Consider the following 16,184-nt stretch of genomic DNA (forward strand, 5'->3'; position numbering starts at 1 on the left):
CGCCGCCCACAACACCTACGCCGACGACGGCGCCATGATCGACAAAGGCGTCGCCTTCGCCTCCAGCCACCTCGACGCGGGCACCAGCCCCGCCGGCGCGTCGCCGGTTCGCGGCTTCACCGGCTGAGCGACCGCTCGGCTGGCTGTACTGGCCCAATGCCGACGGACCTTCGCGGCAGTGACTTTCGTCTCTCGTGCGCGACGGCAGGCCTGGGGTGTGCTTGGCGCCAAAGGAGGCGCTGATGAATATCGGAGTGGGGACCCGCGGCCGAAGCACTGCCGTCGTGCTGACCGTCGCCGGCCTGGCCCTGGCCTGGCTGGTGCTGTTGCCCAGGGTCCTTCGGCGGCACCGGGACCTCATGGTCCGACACGGCCCGTTCAAGCGGTTCTTGACGGCTTACAACAACTTGACCCGCGGGATCGCGGGGACCGAGCGGTCGCCGTGGGGGCTGTTGACGCATGTCGGGCGCCGCAGCGGACGCGAATACCAGACGCCGCTGGGCGCGTACCCCTTCCGCGACGGTTTTCTGGTGCCCCTGGGCTACGGGCCGCACACGGACTGGTACCAGAACCTGATGGCAGCCGGGACGTGCACGTTGACCTGGAGGGGCCGTACCTACCGGCTCGAGCGGCCCGAGCTCATATCCGGGGTCGGGGTGACACGCGCATGGCCGCCGGCGTCTCGGGTCTTCCTGCACCTGGCCGGTATTCACGATTTTGTGTGGCTGCATACCAGCCGCGCACATGAAGCCGAGGCGCGACCGCTCACGTCGCCGGTGCAACAAGCGGCAGGGTGACGGCGACTCGTGACGCGGCCTACCCGCCTTTGGCGTTCAGGAAGGCGACGATGCCCTGGGTGACCGCGGCGGCGTACTTCGCCCGGCCATCGGGGCTCTGCATGCGCGCGGCCTCCTCGGCGTTCTTCATGTTGCCGAGTTCGACGAGGACGGCCGGGTACTGGGCCAGGTTCAGCCCCGCCAGGTCGTCCCGGCCGTAGAGGCCGCCCGACCCGACGTAGTTGGCGGGCTGGAAACCGGCCTGCGACAGCGCATCCCGCATGGTGGTGGCCAGCTGCACGGCCGGGCCGGCCTGGGCGTCGTTCAACGGCGGGCTGGAGTAGTTCACGTGGAATCCGCTGCCGGACGGCGGTCCGCCGTCGGCGTGGATGCTCACGATCGCGTCCGGGCGCATCGCGTTGGCGGCCGCCGCGCGTTGGTCGATGCACGGGCCGACGGAGCTGTCGTCGCCGCGGGAGAGTTGGGTGCGCACGCCCATCTGGTTGAGCGACTCGCTGATCAGGGTCACGACGGCCCAGGTGAAGGCGTGCTCGGGGTAGCCGTCGGCGGTGGCCGTGCCGGAGGTCTGGCAGGCCTTGGTCCCGCCCCGGCCGTTGGGGACCTGCTGGTTGATCGAGGCGTCGTTGACGGCGTTGTGCCCCGGGTCGAGGAAGACGGCCGCCCCGGCCAGGCCGGCGTGGGCGTGGGGTGCGCTGATGAGCGCGCCGGCACCGAGCAGCGCCGGCGTGAATCTCAGCAGGTCGCGGCGCGAAACGGGTCCCAGCCGGCCGGGGCGGTCAGTCACCGCGCGATGGTAACAATCAGCGTTCCTGCACGGCCGCCGCGAGTGCGTCGGCGACGCCCTTCAGGAAGGTGGCCGGCACGTTGTAGCCGCAGGTCACCATCCTCAGCCTGCCCTCGAACGTCGTGATCCCGGTGACGTACTCGCCGTCGGTCTGGCTTTGGACGATCGGACCCCACACCGCCGTGGGCCGCAGCGGGCCGGCGCCGTCGAGGTTCTGCACGCCCAGGTTCGTGGCGATCATCTCGAATGGGCAGAGGCGGCTGAACAGTGCTTCGGCGTGGTCTACTTCGGCGTCGACGGGGATCGCTTGCGCGACGGCCTGTGAGGCCGCGCGGATCCCCCGGGCGGACCGTGCGACGTCCAGGTGTGCGGTCGTCGCACGCGCCTGCTCCCAGAACGGCATTCCGTCCCACGGGGACAATCCCGTCCAGGTCGACTGGATGTAGAGCCCGCAGTCGCCCCCCACGCCGATCAGCGCCCGGGAGTTGATGGGGTTGAGCACCCGCACAAAGTTTTCGCCACGCTCGGCGGCGCGCACTCGGCACAGCGCCACCACGAGCGCCGCGTGCACCGTGGTGCGTTCCTCGCGGCACCGCTGGGCCAGTAGCGCGGTATCCACTTCCGGCATCGCCATCGTGTGCACGTTGGTCACGGCGCCGTCGAACGGCCGGATCGCGCTGGGTTCGCGCATCCTCGGGTCCTCGGGCAGCTCCAGCGGCGCGATCTCACCGAGCGTGCGGGCGACGAGGTCCTCCTGGGCCTGCGGCACCGGCAGATTGGGCAAGTCCGCGCCGTTGAGTGCGGCGATGACATCCTTGAGCACCAGCACCGAGGAAATTCCATCGGCGACACTGTGGTCGAACGTCAGCGCCAGCGCGCTGCTGGTCCGCCCCTGCAGCAGCGATGCGCGTATCAACGGTGCGCGCGAGCGGTCGAATGGTCGGCCTAGCTCGTCCGCCACGGCGGCCTCCCACGACTCTGCGCGGCGGACGGTCAACGTGATCGGTGCGACGGTGGCGGCGCGGTAGAAGCCGAGCCGCGTACCGGGCTGGTCCTCAACGTGTGCTGACAACAAGGGATGTCGTCGCTGCACGGACGCCAGCGCGGATCTCACCTTGTTTGCGGTGAGCACTTGGTCGAACTCGGCGACGAGCAAGAAGTGTGTCGGATTGCGTTCGCTGTAGCGGTAGAAGAGCCGTTCCATGGCACCAATCGGGCGAATCAAATCTGCTGCGATCACCAAGTCTCCAAACATCTTTGAGGCACTGCGACACAATGCAGACGGCCGCCGGCAACGTTTGGTTCAAGACGGTGCGCGAAATCGGTTGAGCGTTAACGCAAATGTCATGTGCTCAGACGTCGGTCAGCGCCCGCGCCGCACCGCGGAACATGGTCTGCTTGATCGCGCCGAGCGTGCCGGGGTCCTTGGCGCCCAGCGGGCGCAGCAGGCCGGCCGCCGCCGCGGTCACCTCGCCCTCGGCGGCGGTCGCGTCGACGATGCCGAGCTCCGCCGCCTCTTCCCCACCGAACCGCCGCCCGGTCGTCATCGAGGCCACCGCGGCGCGCGGCGTGAGCTTGGCCTGGATCAGCGCGGCCATGCCGTCGGTGAACGGGATGCGGATGTCGACTTCGGGGAAGCAGAAGAAGCCCCGGTCGGTGCGCATCACGCGGACGTCGTGGGCCATGGCCAGCATGGCGCCGGCGCCGAAGGCGTGCCCGGTGATCGCGGCGGCGGTGGGCATGGGGAAGGTGAGGACGCGGGCCAGCAGCGCCTGCACCCGCGCGACGTAGTCCTGCGTCTGCTCGGCGTGCGCGCCCAGCCAGTCCAGATCCAGTCCGTTGGTGTAGAACTTGCCGCCCGCGGTGGTGACCAGCCCGTGGGCGCCCGCCTTCTCGATGTCGTCGAGGTGCCCGTTGACCGCGTCGAGAAACTCTGGGGAGAACCGATTCTCGTCCTCGCCGAGATGCAGCACCGCGATCGTGTCGTCCCAGCTGAGTGTCGGTGTCATGTGCCGTCCTTTTCTGTGGTTTTGCGCCGGGGCTCCCCGGCGTCGAGCACGGCGATGACCGCGGCGCGCAATCGTTCACGCGCATGGGGGTCGTTGATCCGGTTGCGGCGCAAGAGGATCGCCGTCGGGAGGTCGACGATGCACATCGTGACGACGTCGACGGCCGCCGCGTCCTTGCGGTCCCACAGCAGGCGGGCCAGCCGGATCATCGATTCCACCAGCAGCCGGTCCAGGTCACGCAGCTGCGCCGCGAGGTCGGGCGGCGTGTCCGGGCCCAGCAGTTCGTCGCGGCGCACCGTCAGCAGCAGCCGCGACGACGCCGGATGGTCTTCGGCGAATACCGCCGGCGCCTCGGCCGCGGCCACGTCGACGGCCACGCCGTCCCCCTGCGGTGCGGCGTCGATCAATTCGGCCTGCGCGCAAAGGAATCGGTGCCCGGCCCGCAGCCAGGCCCGCCCGACCAGTCCCGCCCGCGAGCCGAACGTGTGGTACAGCGCGCCGTTGGACACGCCGGTCGCGTCGCTGACGGCCCTGATCGTGACCGCGGCGGGCCCGGCCTGCACGGCCAGCCGTTCGACGGCATCCAGGATCTGATCCTGGTCGTGAACCCGGGGACGCGGCACACCCGTCATCGTAACAGAGCGGTTGCTCCGTTACTGCACGGTGTACGACGCGCGCGAGGTGCGGAAGGAGCGACCCCCGCGGAAGCGCGTCGTGACCGTACAAAAAGGTATGGTACGGTCGGCGCCATGTCCGTGGTCGACGACCGGCAGTTGCACGGCATCACCGACGACTTCGTCGCCCGGCTGGCCGAGCGCGCCCAGGAGGCCGAGCGGCTGCGCCGGCTGCCCGCGGCGACGGTCGCCGACTTCCGGCGGACCGACCTGTTCCGGTTGTTGCTGCCGGCCCGTTTCGGCGGCATCCAGGCGTCATTTCCCGAACTGCTGCAACCGATTCGGCGCATGGCGCACGGGTGTGCGTCCAGCGCGTGGACGCTGGGCTTCTATGCCCTGCACAACTGGATGCTCTCGCTGTTCGACATGCGGGCCCAGGAGGAGGTGTTCGCGGCGGGGCCGGTGCTGGCGCCCGCTCCCCTCGCCCCCACCGGGCGCGGCACCCCGACCGACGGCGGGGTGCGCCTGACCGGCCGGTGGTCGTGGGCTACCGGCGCGATGGACGCCGACTGGGTGATGGTCGGGGCGCTCGTCGAGCGGCCGGACCGGATCGACCCGGCGCTCGTGCTGGTGCCCGCCGACCAGGTCGAGGTGGCCGACACCTGGCACACCGCGGGCATGCGCGGCACCGGCTCGCACGACGTCGTCGTCACCGACGTGCTCGTGCCGGAACATCGACTGGTCGCGGTGGCCGACATCTATGCCGGGACGGCGCCCGGCGCGCGGGCCCATGACGCCCCGACGTATCGGTGGCCGATGGTGCCCGCGCTGGCGCTGGTGGCGTCGATGCCGGTGCTCGGCGCCGCCGAGCGGGTGACCGAGCTGTTCGCCGAGCGGTTGGGCGGCCGCGTCCTGGCGTACAGCGGTGCGGCGCAGAAGGATCAGCCCGCCGCCCAGATCCGGCTGGCGAGCGCGCGGGTGCGGCTGCGCGCGTTGCGGGCGCTGGTCGACGAGACCGCCGGCGGCATCGAGGACCTGGTGGTCCGCGGCGAACGGGTGAGCCGGGCGGTGCGGGCCGAGGCGCGGCTGGCGGCCGCCCACACGGTGCAAGAGAGCAAGGCGATCATCGCCGACCTCGTGGAGGCCTCCGGTGCCAGCGCGCAGTTCCTGTCGAACCCGATGCAGCGCTTCAAGCGCGACGTGGACATCGCGGCCGGGCATGTGGTGTTCGACTACGACGTGAGCCGAGAGTTGGCCGGGGCGTTGGCGATTGGCGCCAAGATCTCCCCCATCGCGATGGTCTAGTCCTTGAGCATCAGCTCGAGAAATCGTTCCCGCTGGGTGGCCTTTTGCGCCTGCTGGGCCGACTCGGCCAGGTGCAGCAGCCCGATGCCGGCGGCGAAGGTCAGCTGGGCGCGCAGCCTGGCGTCCTCGGGGCTGAAGCCGTAGTCGCTGTACGCCTTCGTCACGGCGCGCAGCAGGCGCCGGTCGGCGGCGCGGACGTTGGCGGCGGCGGCCGGGTCGGTGCGGGCCCATTCGCGCATCGCGCGTTCCAGGGTCCAGTGTCCCGGGCTGGTCAGCGCCGCCATCATGGCCGACAGGCGTTCGCGGGGCGGCAGAGCGTCGAGTTCGGCCAGCGATTGCCGGTCCTTTTCCAGGAAGGTGTTCCACGAGTCGACCAGCGCGGCGCGGTAGCTGTCCATGTCGTCGAAGTGCCAGTAGAAGCTGCCGCGGGTGACGCCGGCCTGCTGGCAAAGGCGCTCGATCTTCAGCTCGCGCACCCCCTGCTCGGCGAGCAGCGCGTAGCCCGCCTGCAGCCAGTCCTCGACCGTTAGTCGGGGGGTCTTACGCTCGGGCACACCTGAAGGTTACGGGTGGTTTGACGCTGGCAGGCCGGGCTATCCGGCGCGGTCTAGGGTTTGCTCGCCGCCGTCGCTGCAGGCCAGCTCGCGGCGTCGGTGAATTCCTGCCAAACACACGGCAAAGGGAAGCGGTGGGCCCGACACAGGGGTGTAACGTCCCGATTTGCTAGCCGACAAATTCCTGTTAACTGTTGGCCGCTTTGCTTGGCCAAAGGATCAGGGGGTGCCGTGAGCACGACCGACATGTTCGACGTGTCGGCCGCGACCGACGCCGACGAGGTCGTGGTCGCGCTGCACGACGAGGCCCTCCTGCTGGGTGGCGACCCCACCGCCGTCGAGTCCTACCTGACGCGGCTGCGTTCCATCGCCGGGCAGGGGATGCGGGTCGCCGGGATCGACACCGCCTCGCTGGCCAGCGGGTTCGTCGGGGTGGCCGCCCTGCTGGCCGAGGGCGGCAAGTACGTGCAGCTGCACCGCGACACCGTGGAGGCCCTGAAGGAAGGCAACCTGGTTCCCCTCGGCGAGGGCTTCTTCCGGCTGGCGACGGGCGTCGACGCCGGGGACCTTTTGGCCGCGCTGCAGTGGCAACCGGCGATGCTGGGCGCCGAAGCGATGATGTCCGCGCAGATGATCGCGGTGCAGGTCGCGTTGAAGTCCGCGGTCGCCGAGGTCGAAGACGCCGTCCGGCGGGTGGAAGACAAGGTCGACGCGGTGCTCGAAGTCGCGCGGGCGCAGCGCGCGGGCGACGTCCTGGGCAACAGCCTGACGGTCTCGCGGATGGTGGAGTCGCTGGAGAAGTACGGGTCGCTGCCGGATGCGTACTGGGATTCGGTCGCCGCGCTGGGGCCGGCGCTCAACGTCGCGGTCGAGCAGCTGCGCAACCACGTGAGCCGCATCCTGGCGTCGTTCGATCACACCCTGGGCGTGCAGCAGCGGGCCGGGAAGCTGCGAAACGCCATCGACGACAACCGGCTTGGCGACACCCTGAGCCTGCTGGTGATCGCCGAGGAGGCGCTGCACAAGTGGCAGCGGCTGAACCTCGCGCGCATCGAGGCCAAGGAGCCCGAGCAGCTGCTGCGGGCGATCGACGAGGCTCGCGGGCTGGTCGACCATCATCTGCGCGAAGACCTCGACATCTACCGGAGCGCGAAGGATATCCTCGACCGGTTCGGGAAGACGGCGGCCATCGACGGCTTCCGATTCTGGGCGGTGCGCGAGCTGGCCAAGCAGGGCGCCGCCCTGCGCGACGAGCTCGACCGTTTCGCGAACGCCCGCCAGCACCAGGTCGAGACCTGGGAGGACTTCCACATCCCGAGCGTGTTGGATGCTGCCTTGGCCACGCTTGGGGTCGTCGGAGGCGTGACGGGCCGTGCGTTCGTGGCCGTCGGCCGCGGGGTCGTCTACTTGGGCGGGCAGGTCGTTGGGCCGTTCCGGGGCAAGGCTAGCGAGGAACCGTCTCAGGCGAGTAGCTCCGGAGTCGAGGAACACCAGCCGGCGTGCTGATTGCGCGGTGGCTCGGCGCAGCGCGTCGTCGTTGACTGCGGTCGAGGGCGCCTCGATACTCCACCAGTACGGCCGTCGGCCATCAACGGCGTTCGGCCCGCGAAGGAGGTCGGCGTGATCGATTTGGGGCTCTCGGGCAAGCGTGCGGTGGTGTCGGGTGCGGGCTACATCCCCGAGCGCGCGGGCCACGGCTGGTTCACGTCGTTGGCCCTGGCCGACGCGGGCGCCTCGGTGGCCTGCATCGACATCGACGAGGAGCGCGCGGAGCAAATCGCCGGCGAGATCATCGGCCGGGGCGGTCACGCCGTCCCGATCGTCGCCGACATGACCGACCCCGAGCAGGTCGGCCGGGCGATCGACGACGTCGAGGCGGCGCTGGGCGGTATCGACGTGTGCATCGACATCATCGGTGGTGCGACGTGGTCGAAGGTCGAGGACTTCACCCCCCAATTGTGGGACGCGGCAATCCATTACAACCTGACCCAGGTGTTCTATCTCTTTCAAGCCGCGTCCAGGTACATGATCGCCCAGGGCAGTGGTGGATCGCTGGTGGCGATCGCGTCGGTCGACGGCATCGCCTCGGCGACCTATCACGCCGCCTACGGCGCCGCCAAGGCCGGCGTCATCTCGCTGGTGAAAACCTTCGCGGATGAACTGGGGCGCTATGGGATTCGCGCCAATGCGGTGGCGCCGGGCAATGTGGGCTCGGGCAATGAGGACCAGCCGCCTGGTGAATATGCCGTCAACGGGATCAACCCGCTGGCGGCGCCCCGCGCGCATGACATCGCCAACGCCGCGTTGTTCCTGTCCTCCGAGCTGGCCGCGCGCATCACCGGCCAGACCCTCGTGGTCGACGGCGGCGCCACCATTCGCCAGCTGTGGGGGCTGGGCGAGTCGATGATCCCTTCTGATCCCGAGGCGGCGCTGCCGGACTTCATGAGGCCCGGGCCGTCGGGCGGCTAGCGCTGGTGGATTAGCGGCAAGCCTGGCACCGAGCTTCTGCCCTTGAGCACGTACGGGGTCGTGATCGAGCCGATGTAGATGTCGCGCATGTCTTGGCCGCCCCAGGCGATGCTGGTCGGGCCGTTTAGGAGCGCTCCGTCGGGGTCTTCGATGACGGTTGTCGCGTTGCCGTCCGGGCTGATCGCCACGATCCTGTTGGCTAGAACAAGTGTGACCCAGAGGTTTCCCTCGGCGTCGAAGGCGCATCCGTCGGCCATACCCCATCTTTTGCCGACCGCCGGATCGCCCAGGAGCCGGCCGGCGTCGGGGCCGTACTCGTCGGGGCGCCGGTCCCCCAGCGCCGGGCCGTATTGCTCTTGCCGGCCGAGTGTTTCGCCCTCAATTGGGAACCGCACCACGTCGGCGGCCACCGTGCGGACCACGTATAGATAATCTTCGTCGCGATCGAGCGCCATGCAATTGGGGAAAGTCACTTTGTCGGCGACCACTCGCGCCGATTGGCGATCCGGTGCGACACGGAAGATTAACCCGTCGGCTGTGCCTCGCGCGATGGTGTTCATGAGGTCGTCCGCTATCGTGCTCAACGAACACCACAACGCCCCAACGGAATCCACCAGGACGTAGTTCAGCCACCGAAGCGGCCGTCCTTCGAGTTGCCCGCTTAATATCGCTCTGATTTCGCCGGTCTGCGGGTCGAGGTCCTGCAGCACGCCCAGGCCCCAATTTGCGATCAGAAAGTGGCCGTCGCGGTCAATCACAATACCGTTCGGCTCGCCGCCCGCCTGCCCGATGCGGCGAACGGTGTGTTCATCAATCAGTTCTGCGACGGCGGAGGCCTTGTCGGAGGCGAAGACCCGCCCGTCCCCAGCCACCAGAACGTGTTCCGGTCGACCCACACCGCGCCCGAATGCGCGTAGGGCCGGCACGCTGATAGAGGTCTCGCCCGTTCCGCCCATCGCGTCCCCTGTTGGCTTCTCGCAGCCTACGTCAGCTTGCGGCGGTAGAGCGCCATCCAACACTGTGGGTCGAAGTAAGCGTTTCACCGCGTCCGACGCGCTGTAGGCCGCCCGATAAGTCGACGGTGCGGGGCCAGGGGAGCTCCAACCCGGTAACAACCGATTACCGGGCGACTGATCCTGACCGTCTGAATCCGCAAGGTTACCCCCTCTACCCCATGGTCTTGGCTCACCCTCCAACACCCGTTGCATCCGGTCGATTCCCAGGGTTTCGCGGTCATTACCGGCGAATAAGCGGGGGGAAGCGCTGACAGGATCTGAACGAGCGATCACTCCGCCCGCTAGATAGCGGCGCTGCGTATTCCGGTATCCGCTGATATGCGCTGACTAGTGTTTCTCAGCCCTTGCTGATGATCGCGGACTAATCGGGGAAACGGCGGATAAGGTCACGCCATGGCACTACGGCACAGCTGACCCGAACGGCAGATGTGCGAAGGCAGCGGCCAAAACTGGCTCAGGAGTAGTAAGAAGCGACGGGACGCCACCCTAGTCCGGCTTGAGGGGTGGTGTTCCGGCGCAGCCAGGAGGCTGTCAGATGTTCAGCCCGTCTGTTGCATCCGGCGACGACGCTTGTACTCCCGCGACTTCGTGTTATGGCTTTCACGGCACTCGTCGCAGCGACAACCTGAATCATAGGCGAGGGCGGTCCCATGCTTGCCGATGATCCGCCCTTCAGCGCGGACGCGATCCATATAGGCAGCGTGACTTACGCGGTTGGCCTCTTTGCATCGTTCGCAACGGCAATTGTGATTTCCGTATCCGTTCGATGTCCCGTGCCGCGGATCATTCGGTGCGAGCCTTCCCACCAGGGTGATCCTATGGCAAGTCCGAGCACGCCGATTGTCGGTCGCCGCTACTAGCGTTCCTGATGTGGTAGATAGCAGCCAACACGCCGGTCAGCCTGATAGAGGCACCGGTTCATCAACAGATAGCCTTTGGCCCATGGCGAACCCTGGGGCTATGCCGGTGACCAACGGGAACGCAGGCAGGCCACGGGTTGCCGAGTTCTTCGCCGGAATCGGACTAGTGCGACTCGGCCTCGAGGGGGCCGGATTCGAGGTCGCATGGGCTAACGACATTGAAGTAGACAAGCGACGGATGTATATCCAGCACTTCGGTGACGGCGGTGCCCATTTCACACTTCGTGACATCAGCGAGGTTGAGGCTGACGACCTTCCGACGAACCTTTCGCTCGCTTGGGCTTCATTTCCATGCACAGACTTGTCCCTCGCGGGATGGCGAGCCGGTCTGGTCGGGAAAAGCTCGGCCACCTTCTGGCACTTCACTCGCCTTATGCGGGACTTAGACGGTGATCGACCACCAGTCGTCGCACTTGAGAATGTGGTCGGATTGGCGACCAGCCACGGCGGCGACGACCTTGCCGAGGCCGTCCGGGAACTCAACGGACTCGGCTATTCGGTCGATGTGCTGACACTCGACGCACGCCGTTTTGTCCCGCAGTCACGGCCAAGGTTGTTCTTGGTCGGTGCTCAGGACCCACCTGAGGACGCCCCGATTCCCAACAGCGAGCTACGCCCGGATTGGCTGCAGGCCGTGTATGGCGATTGCACGCTCAGAACTCACCGTGCCGAGCTTCCACCACCGCCACCTCCCCTTACCAGCGGACTATCTGAGGTGGTAGAAAAGCTGGACCACCGAGACGCGGAGTGGTGGGACACGGACCGCACCGACCGCTTCGTTTCTTCGCTGTCGCCGATTCAGACCGAACGGCTAAAGGTACTGAGGAAAGCTCGCAAGATCTCCTACCGGACGGCGTACCGACGTACGCGCAATGGGGTCGCAGTGTGGGAGATCCGGCCAGATGACATTTCAGGCTGTCTACGAACAGCACGAGGGGGGTCGTCAAAGCAGGCGTTAGTGCGAGCGGGAAACGGCATTGTCCGAGTGCGATGGATGACGCCTCGGGAGTATGCACGCCTGATGGGAGCCGATGAATACAGGTTGGACGGCCTGCGGAGGAACCAGGCCGTGTTCGGATTTGGCGACGCCGTATGCGTTCCGGTCGTCAAGTGGCTCGCGGAGAGTTACTTGATGCCTCTGACGACGGGCAAGCTGCGTCCAGCGACGACACCGATCGTCGCCCTGGCGACCTAGGTCGGCTTCATGGTCCAAATCGATGCGAACAGGATTGACGACACGCTGCCGTGCCGCCATACATCCGTTGACCCCGAGCAGTTAGCGGCCACGAAAAAAATCCTGACTCACCTCCACGAGACCAGCGGCGACCTTCTCAGCGCTGCAGGCATCGACAGCGCCCAGTGGCCTCCGTTGTTGCGGGCCGCCATCGAGAGCATGCGCGGAACATCGGCGGCCACTGAAACTGACAAGAGGCGGTTCGTAGTCGCCGTGCTCGATTTTTGCAGAGAGCGGGGCGTTGTCTCTGAGTGGCGATTCATCGGCACAGGCCGCCGTCAGGACTATCAAGTCGTCCTGTCTGATGGCACACAGGTAGCGATTGAGGCCAAGGGGTGTCCAGATGGCAACAACACCACGATCTGGGATCGCCCGACGTGGGCTGACGAGTTCATTGTTTGGAGTCTCTGCCCGGAAAGCCTGCAGCACAACCCCGGTCGTGGGGCATGGTCGGGGGTCGCAACCAGGCTGTCGCCGAAGATCGCGGCAGAGAGGAAACTCGTCGATGCCTTCATTTTCTGGGACGGTCGCTGTGGGACGCCTGAGCGCCCGTGTCCGAAGCAGTACGGCGTCACGGGCGAGCTTCGGGCCAAGGCGACCGACTACGAGGGTCCGGCCGGATATCCCGATTGGGTGCCGCCACCGTGCATCTTCTTGTTTCCGAGATCCGTGCCAACAGTGCCGCACAACCTCTCACCTCCTGCCCAAACCATCGAGAGTGCCAAGTTCGCAGATGCGTTACTGACTGCGTTCAATGTGCCGGACTGGGAGAAGGCCGGATACGTGCACCAGGTGCAAATCAACGCGAAGGGCAGCCGGGAGGGAACGGAGATACTGATCTCTGCGGTGTCTCGCTGCTGGCCTGATGGCGATGATCGCGTTGTCAAGAGCGACTGGAAGGTGGTTGGGCGTGAGGCCTAGCCTTGGCATTAGCGTGGGTGCATGGAGGCGAAATCTTGGGCGACATCGCCTGCGACGCGCCGCAGCATGCAGGCGAACCGTAGCCGCGACACAAAGCCCGAGATTGCATTGCGGCGAGCTTTGCATGCAGCAGGCCTCCGCTATCGGGTATGCGCTCGCCCCATCCCCAAGTTGCGACGGACCGCCGACATAGTGTTTGGCCCGGCGAAGGTCGCGGTGGAGGTCCGCGGGTGCTTCTGGCATGGTTGCCCCGACCACTATCGACAACCCGCGGCAAATCGGCCCTACTGGGAGGCCAAGCTCGCACGCAATGTGCGGCGTGACAGTGAGATTCAGCAGGTGCTCGAAAGTGCTGGGTGGCTCCTCATCATCGTATGGGAACACGAGAACATGTGCGACGCCGCACGCAGAGTGGCGGAGGTAGTGGCCAGCCGTCGCCCGCTACGGCACCGAGCCGTCAGCCCACAGCGTCTAAGGCCGTAGGGACGACGACGCAGCGCCCCGTTAGATCACTGCCCGGCACCACACACCAGAACGGCTATCACCCTTTGGCCAGAGCCTTGCCCACCACCAACGTGTCGTCCTCAATTGGGCCGCGCCGATGCCACCGGGCAAGGGCTGTGGGCAAATGCTCGACCAAGTCTGCGTGGATCATCCGTCGGCCATCTTGCAGTCGATCCCGCTGAATCGGCGGGGCTGGGTCAGCGATCAGACGCGGACTTGGAGCAGGCGCGCGAGCCGTGGATGAATCGCCACTCCGTGAGCAGGGCCAGAACCCCCCGCCCCCAGAAAGGAAAAGCGAGCGGTGGGAGTGCAAGTGCGACGGGCTGCCATGGGGACTGCGGTTTGGCGCATCCTGACGCCCGAACAGGTCATACAAAAGTTCGCCCAGATGGGGGCAGACAAAACGAGCGGCAAACGTTCGGGCCGACACAGCCCCAACTCGGCCAGGAGAGCGTACTCGGCGAATGGTCTCTTCCAATGCCGCCGTAGTGCCGGATCGACACGTCCATCGGCTGACAACTACGCCAATGCCCATAGGGGTGGTGCACCTGCTGGCAGCGAATCTCTCTGCGAGACATTGGTTCTCCTCTCATCGGCCACCTTGGGCTATCTCGACGCGCGCTAGGGCGCGGACAGCCCAGCATGCGGGCACGCAATCACCGTTCACGGGAAACTAACGCGGGCAACCGGCCACCGCCTGAAGTGGATCGACAAAAAGCTCTAGGGCAGGCATGCGTCCGCTACGGCTGCGTGCGTTCGCGGTAGGTACGCTGAAGTCCTACAAATGGCTGAGGCTTCTCCGTCGAGCAAGCGATGATCTTCCGTGCCACATCAGGGACTTGGCGAGACCGGAATAACTTCTCCCAAACGTGGCGCGGCATTCGGAGATCCTGGGAGTGCCTCAGGGTCACCACCCACTCATTCCGCAAGCCGGTGGCCACCTTGATTGACGATAGGCGCCTGTACGCACGGATCGCCTCCGGTCAGCTAACCATGCCAAAGTGTCAATGACCCAACACCGTTACATTAGGCCGGGCCAGTCGTCCACAACGTGGCAGAGTAACTGGGTCGCGCAGGTGCGCTGATATCACGTCCGATTGGCGTCGATCCACGCCCGAAAGCCATCTATATCGAAAACGTCTTCCGAGAATCCGATTTTGTGGTCTGCCATAAACGCCGCTACGTCGTCACCCTCCATCGCCACAACACCCGCTCTCGTGATCAGCCGCCATCCATCCCTACTTATTTGACCCGTGGTGAAGAACAGGTAGTAGACAGAATCGCATACCCGTACAACTAATTCTGGGTATTGGTCAGGATTCACGAAAGCACGGGCTTTCGCCAGTTCGACCGATCCAATCAACTCTCGGATGTCTGGCGTTGCGACCTGCGTCCGTTGATAGTGCTTCGCTTGGCCGACTAACCAAACTCTCATTTGGTCATAAATGCTCGGGAATGCTTCGACGGCATTGAGGCGAGCAAGGGGAAGTAACCCAAAAAAATCAATCCCGCTGTCGGCGCTCTGCTGAGTAATATATGTGGTAGTCGCGCCAATCGCACGTATCAGACCCCTGCAGGCAACTTCGAAATCCTTCGGCGCAAGAGCAATGACCGCATCAAGACATTGTGCATGGTACTTTCGTCGCAATTTTACCGAAACAATAGATTCGTCGTCGTTGGGCGCGATGTATGCGGATCCTTGGAGGTATGTTTCATCAGACTGATTGAATGTGAATCTCACATGGCGTCCCAGCGTTACCCGCTCGTTGTGATAATCGATTAATCTACGGGCAAAGCGCTTCTGCCATCGACCTGCTAGATCATACACCGCGGCACCTAGAGCAATCTGGAGCTCACCAATTCCCTCGACGAGGACATCGATGATTTTTTTAGGAGGCTGGTCTAGTGGGTACTGTTCGATTACCCACACTGCGACGACAGCGGGCCCCGGCCTGCTCACGATTGATTTGCGTGAAGCTTCGCGTAAATATCTAGCACATCCTCCGCGACGGCTCGCAGCTCCGATATAGACGCGAGAACATCGGCGTCCAACCCCTTACCGAGTTCGACAACGCCGATCTTCTTGAGAGCCTGCACTGCTTCTGTCACCTCTGTTCGCCAATTTTTCGCAAGATCATCAGCTTGGGCAACGGCGAGAGCTTGGGCGTATGTGGAGTTCGGATCCAGCAACAGTCGAGTTGCATCAGGCTTGGGCAATATCTCCCGGAGGGAACGGACATCCTCATATTTCGAGATCTTTGCGGCGGGTCTTTCACCGTCCTCACGCTCTTGGGGTGCAATCAACTCATAGAAGTTCCGCAAATTTTCTTCGTCATCAAACACATACTTCGTATCGGACCAGTCGAGCCATTCCTTAATAGCTCTGCCCGCCACGGCTTCGTGGAACAGAACATACATATCCGGCGTCGCATACTCGCCATACTCTTCGTCATCCATCATTTGCCTGAGCGCCTTGTACGCTCGGTATCGCCGGTTGACCTCATGAGGGCTCATCCCAAGGCGTCCCGCGACTTCCCCAGTGTCCAAGTTAAATTCGTCTCGCAGCTCGGCAACGAGCTTTGCCCGTTGGTAATTCCCCCATTGCTTGATGCCACCGACGTGGCGCACCCCCATCAGAGAAATCTTAAATGCTGGATCCGACTCCAATTTTGTTGCGACAACGACTGGCAATTCTTCGAATACGGTAGTGACGCCTTCTGGAGTGTCGACTCCCGCATTGTAGTCATCGCGAAGCCATTTAAGGGCGGCGACTCGTCGATTGCCTTCGATAACGACAAATTCCGAATCGGAGTCGACGAGCGGCATAACAACGATTTGCTCGAACGGCAGGTAGCCGTTCTTCAAAATGCTGTTTTTTAATTCACTTAGGCCAGCGTCCCTCAGTCGTGCGTTCGCCCTCTTTTGCACGCCATCCTCACGTACGCGTGAAAGATCCGCAACTACAAAGTCTTCCAGATGCTGGAACCGATAGTTGTTGGGGTCGAGATATAACTGGTCAAGGGAGACCGTCTTCTGCTCAAACTCTGGCACAGCATC

At 65.1% G+C, this 16,184-nt stretch carries 15 protein-coding genes and 1 pseudogene; 8 read left to right on the forward strand and 8 right to left on the reverse strand.

Annotated features, from left to right (window positions below; all coding sequences use genetic code 11):
* Nucleotides 1-127, forward strand: a pseudogene (locus A5713_RS24970) (cutinase family protein); the annotation flags it as partial.
* Between the two features lie 115 nt (nt 128-242).
* Nucleotides 243-797, forward strand: a complete 555-nt coding sequence (locus A5713_RS24975; protein WP_142393419.1) for a nitroreductase family deazaflavin-dependent oxidoreductase — start codon at nt 243-245, stop codon at nt 795-797.
* A 19-nt stretch (nt 798-816) separates the two neighbouring features.
* Here A5713_RS24975 and A5713_RS24980 read toward each other — a convergent pair whose 3' ends face one another.
* The 4 genes from A5713_RS24980 to A5713_RS24995 form a co-directional block, all read right to left on the reverse strand.
* On the reverse strand, nt 817-1,581 hold the full coding sequence (locus A5713_RS24980; protein WP_068098956.1) for an Rv3717 family N-acetylmuramoyl-L-alanine amidase: 765 nt from the start codon (nt 1,579-1,581) through the stop codon (nt 817-819).
* Nucleotides 1,582-1,597: 16 nt separating this feature from the next.
* Nucleotides 1,598-2,785 carry a condensation domain-containing protein gene (locus A5713_RS24985; RefSeq protein WP_231980667.1) on the reverse strand — a complete coding sequence of 396 codons (1,188 nt, stop codon included), beginning with the start codon at nt 2,783-2,785 and terminating at the stop codon, nt 1,598-1,600.
* Between the two features lie 148 nt (nt 2,786-2,933).
* Nucleotides 2,934-3,590 carry an enoyl-CoA hydratase-related protein gene (locus tag A5713_RS24990; RefSeq protein WP_068098959.1) on the reverse strand — a complete coding sequence of 219 codons (657 nt, stop codon included), beginning with the start codon at nt 3,588-3,590 and terminating at the stop codon, nt 2,934-2,936.
* Complete coding sequence (locus tag A5713_RS24995) at nt 3,587-4,213, reverse strand: TetR/AcrR family transcriptional regulator (protein ID WP_068098990.1); 627 nt, start codon at nt 4,211-4,213, stop codon at nt 3,587-3,589. The genes A5713_RS24990 and A5713_RS24995 overlap by 4 nt, the downstream gene beginning before the upstream one ends.
* 126 nt (nt 4,214-4,339) lie before the next feature.
* Here A5713_RS24995 and A5713_RS25000 point away from each other — a divergent pair, with 126 nt between their 5' ends.
* A complete protein-coding gene (locus A5713_RS25000) occupies nt 4,340-5,509 on the forward strand; it encodes an acyl-CoA dehydrogenase (protein WP_068098961.1) in 1,170 nt (389 codons plus the stop codon).
* Here the strand turns inward: A5713_RS25000 and A5713_RS25005 are convergent.
* A complete protein-coding gene (locus A5713_RS25005; RefSeq protein ID WP_068098963.1) occupies nt 5,506-6,063 on the reverse strand; it encodes a TetR/AcrR family transcriptional regulator in 558 nt (185 codons plus the stop codon). The genes A5713_RS25000 and A5713_RS25005 overlap by 4 nt on opposite strands.
* Before the next feature lie 231 nt (nt 6,064-6,294).
* Here A5713_RS25005 and A5713_RS25010 point away from each other — a divergent pair, with 231 nt between their 5' ends.
* Entirely contained in the window at nt 6,295-7,569 is a 1,275-nt protein-coding gene (locus A5713_RS25010; protein WP_231980670.1) for a hypothetical protein, read from the forward strand.
* Nucleotides 7,570-7,683: 114 nt separating this feature from the next.
* The gene (locus tag A5713_RS25015; protein ID WP_068098965.1) at nt 7,684-8,532 is read left to right on the forward strand and encodes an SDR family NAD(P)-dependent oxidoreductase; all 849 of its coding nucleotides are present in this window, start codon (nt 7,684-7,686) and stop codon (nt 8,530-8,532) included.
* On the opposite strand, the gene A5713_RS25020 is transcribed toward A5713_RS25015, so the two are convergent.
* Complete coding sequence (locus A5713_RS25020) at nt 8,529-9,488, reverse strand: SMP-30/gluconolactonase/LRE family protein (protein ID WP_197516476.1); 960 nt, start codon at nt 9,486-9,488, stop codon at nt 8,529-8,531. The two genes, A5713_RS25015 and A5713_RS25020, sit on opposite strands and share 4 nt — an antisense overlap.
* A gap of 1,002 nt (nt 9,489-10,490) precedes the next feature.
* On the opposite strand from A5713_RS25020, the gene A5713_RS25025 reads away from it, so the two are divergent.
* The 3 genes from A5713_RS25025 (at nt 10,491) to A5713_RS27920 (ending at nt 13,106) form a co-directional block, all read left to right on the forward strand.
* Nucleotides 10,491-11,663, forward strand: coding sequence for a DNA cytosine methyltransferase (locus A5713_RS25025; protein WP_231980672.1), 1,173 nt, complete (start codon nt 10,491-10,493; stop codon nt 11,661-11,663).
* A gap of 9 nt (nt 11,664-11,672) precedes the next feature.
* Nucleotides 11,673-12,623 (forward strand): hypothetical protein, encoded by a 951-nt coding sequence (locus tag A5713_RS25030; protein ID WP_068098970.1) that lies wholly within the window; start codon nt 11,673-11,675, stop codon nt 12,621-12,623.
* 66 nt (nt 12,624-12,689) lie between these two features.
* The gene (locus A5713_RS27920) at nt 12,690-13,106 is read left to right on the forward strand and encodes a very short patch repair endonuclease (RefSeq protein WP_231980676.1); all 417 of its coding nucleotides are present in this window, start codon (nt 12,690-12,692) and stop codon (nt 13,104-13,106) included.
* 1,108 nt (nt 13,107-14,214) lie between these two features.
* On the opposite strand, the gene A5713_RS27925 is transcribed toward A5713_RS27920, so the two are convergent.
* Complete coding sequence (locus A5713_RS27925; protein WP_197516477.1) at nt 14,215-15,057, reverse strand: restriction endonuclease; 843 nt, start codon at nt 15,055-15,057, stop codon at nt 14,215-14,217.
* A 26-nt stretch (nt 15,058-15,083) separates the two neighbouring features.
* A complete protein-coding gene (locus tag A5713_RS25035) occupies nt 15,084-16,178 on the reverse strand; it encodes a ParB N-terminal domain-containing protein (protein WP_068098974.1) in 1,095 nt (364 codons plus the stop codon).
* Nucleotides 16,179-16,184 lie beyond the last annotated feature (6 nt).

Source organism: Mycobacterium sp. E2497, assembly GCF_001668695.1.
Taxonomy (GTDB): domain Bacteria; phylum Actinomycetota; class Actinomycetes; order Mycobacteriales; family Mycobacteriaceae; genus Mycobacterium.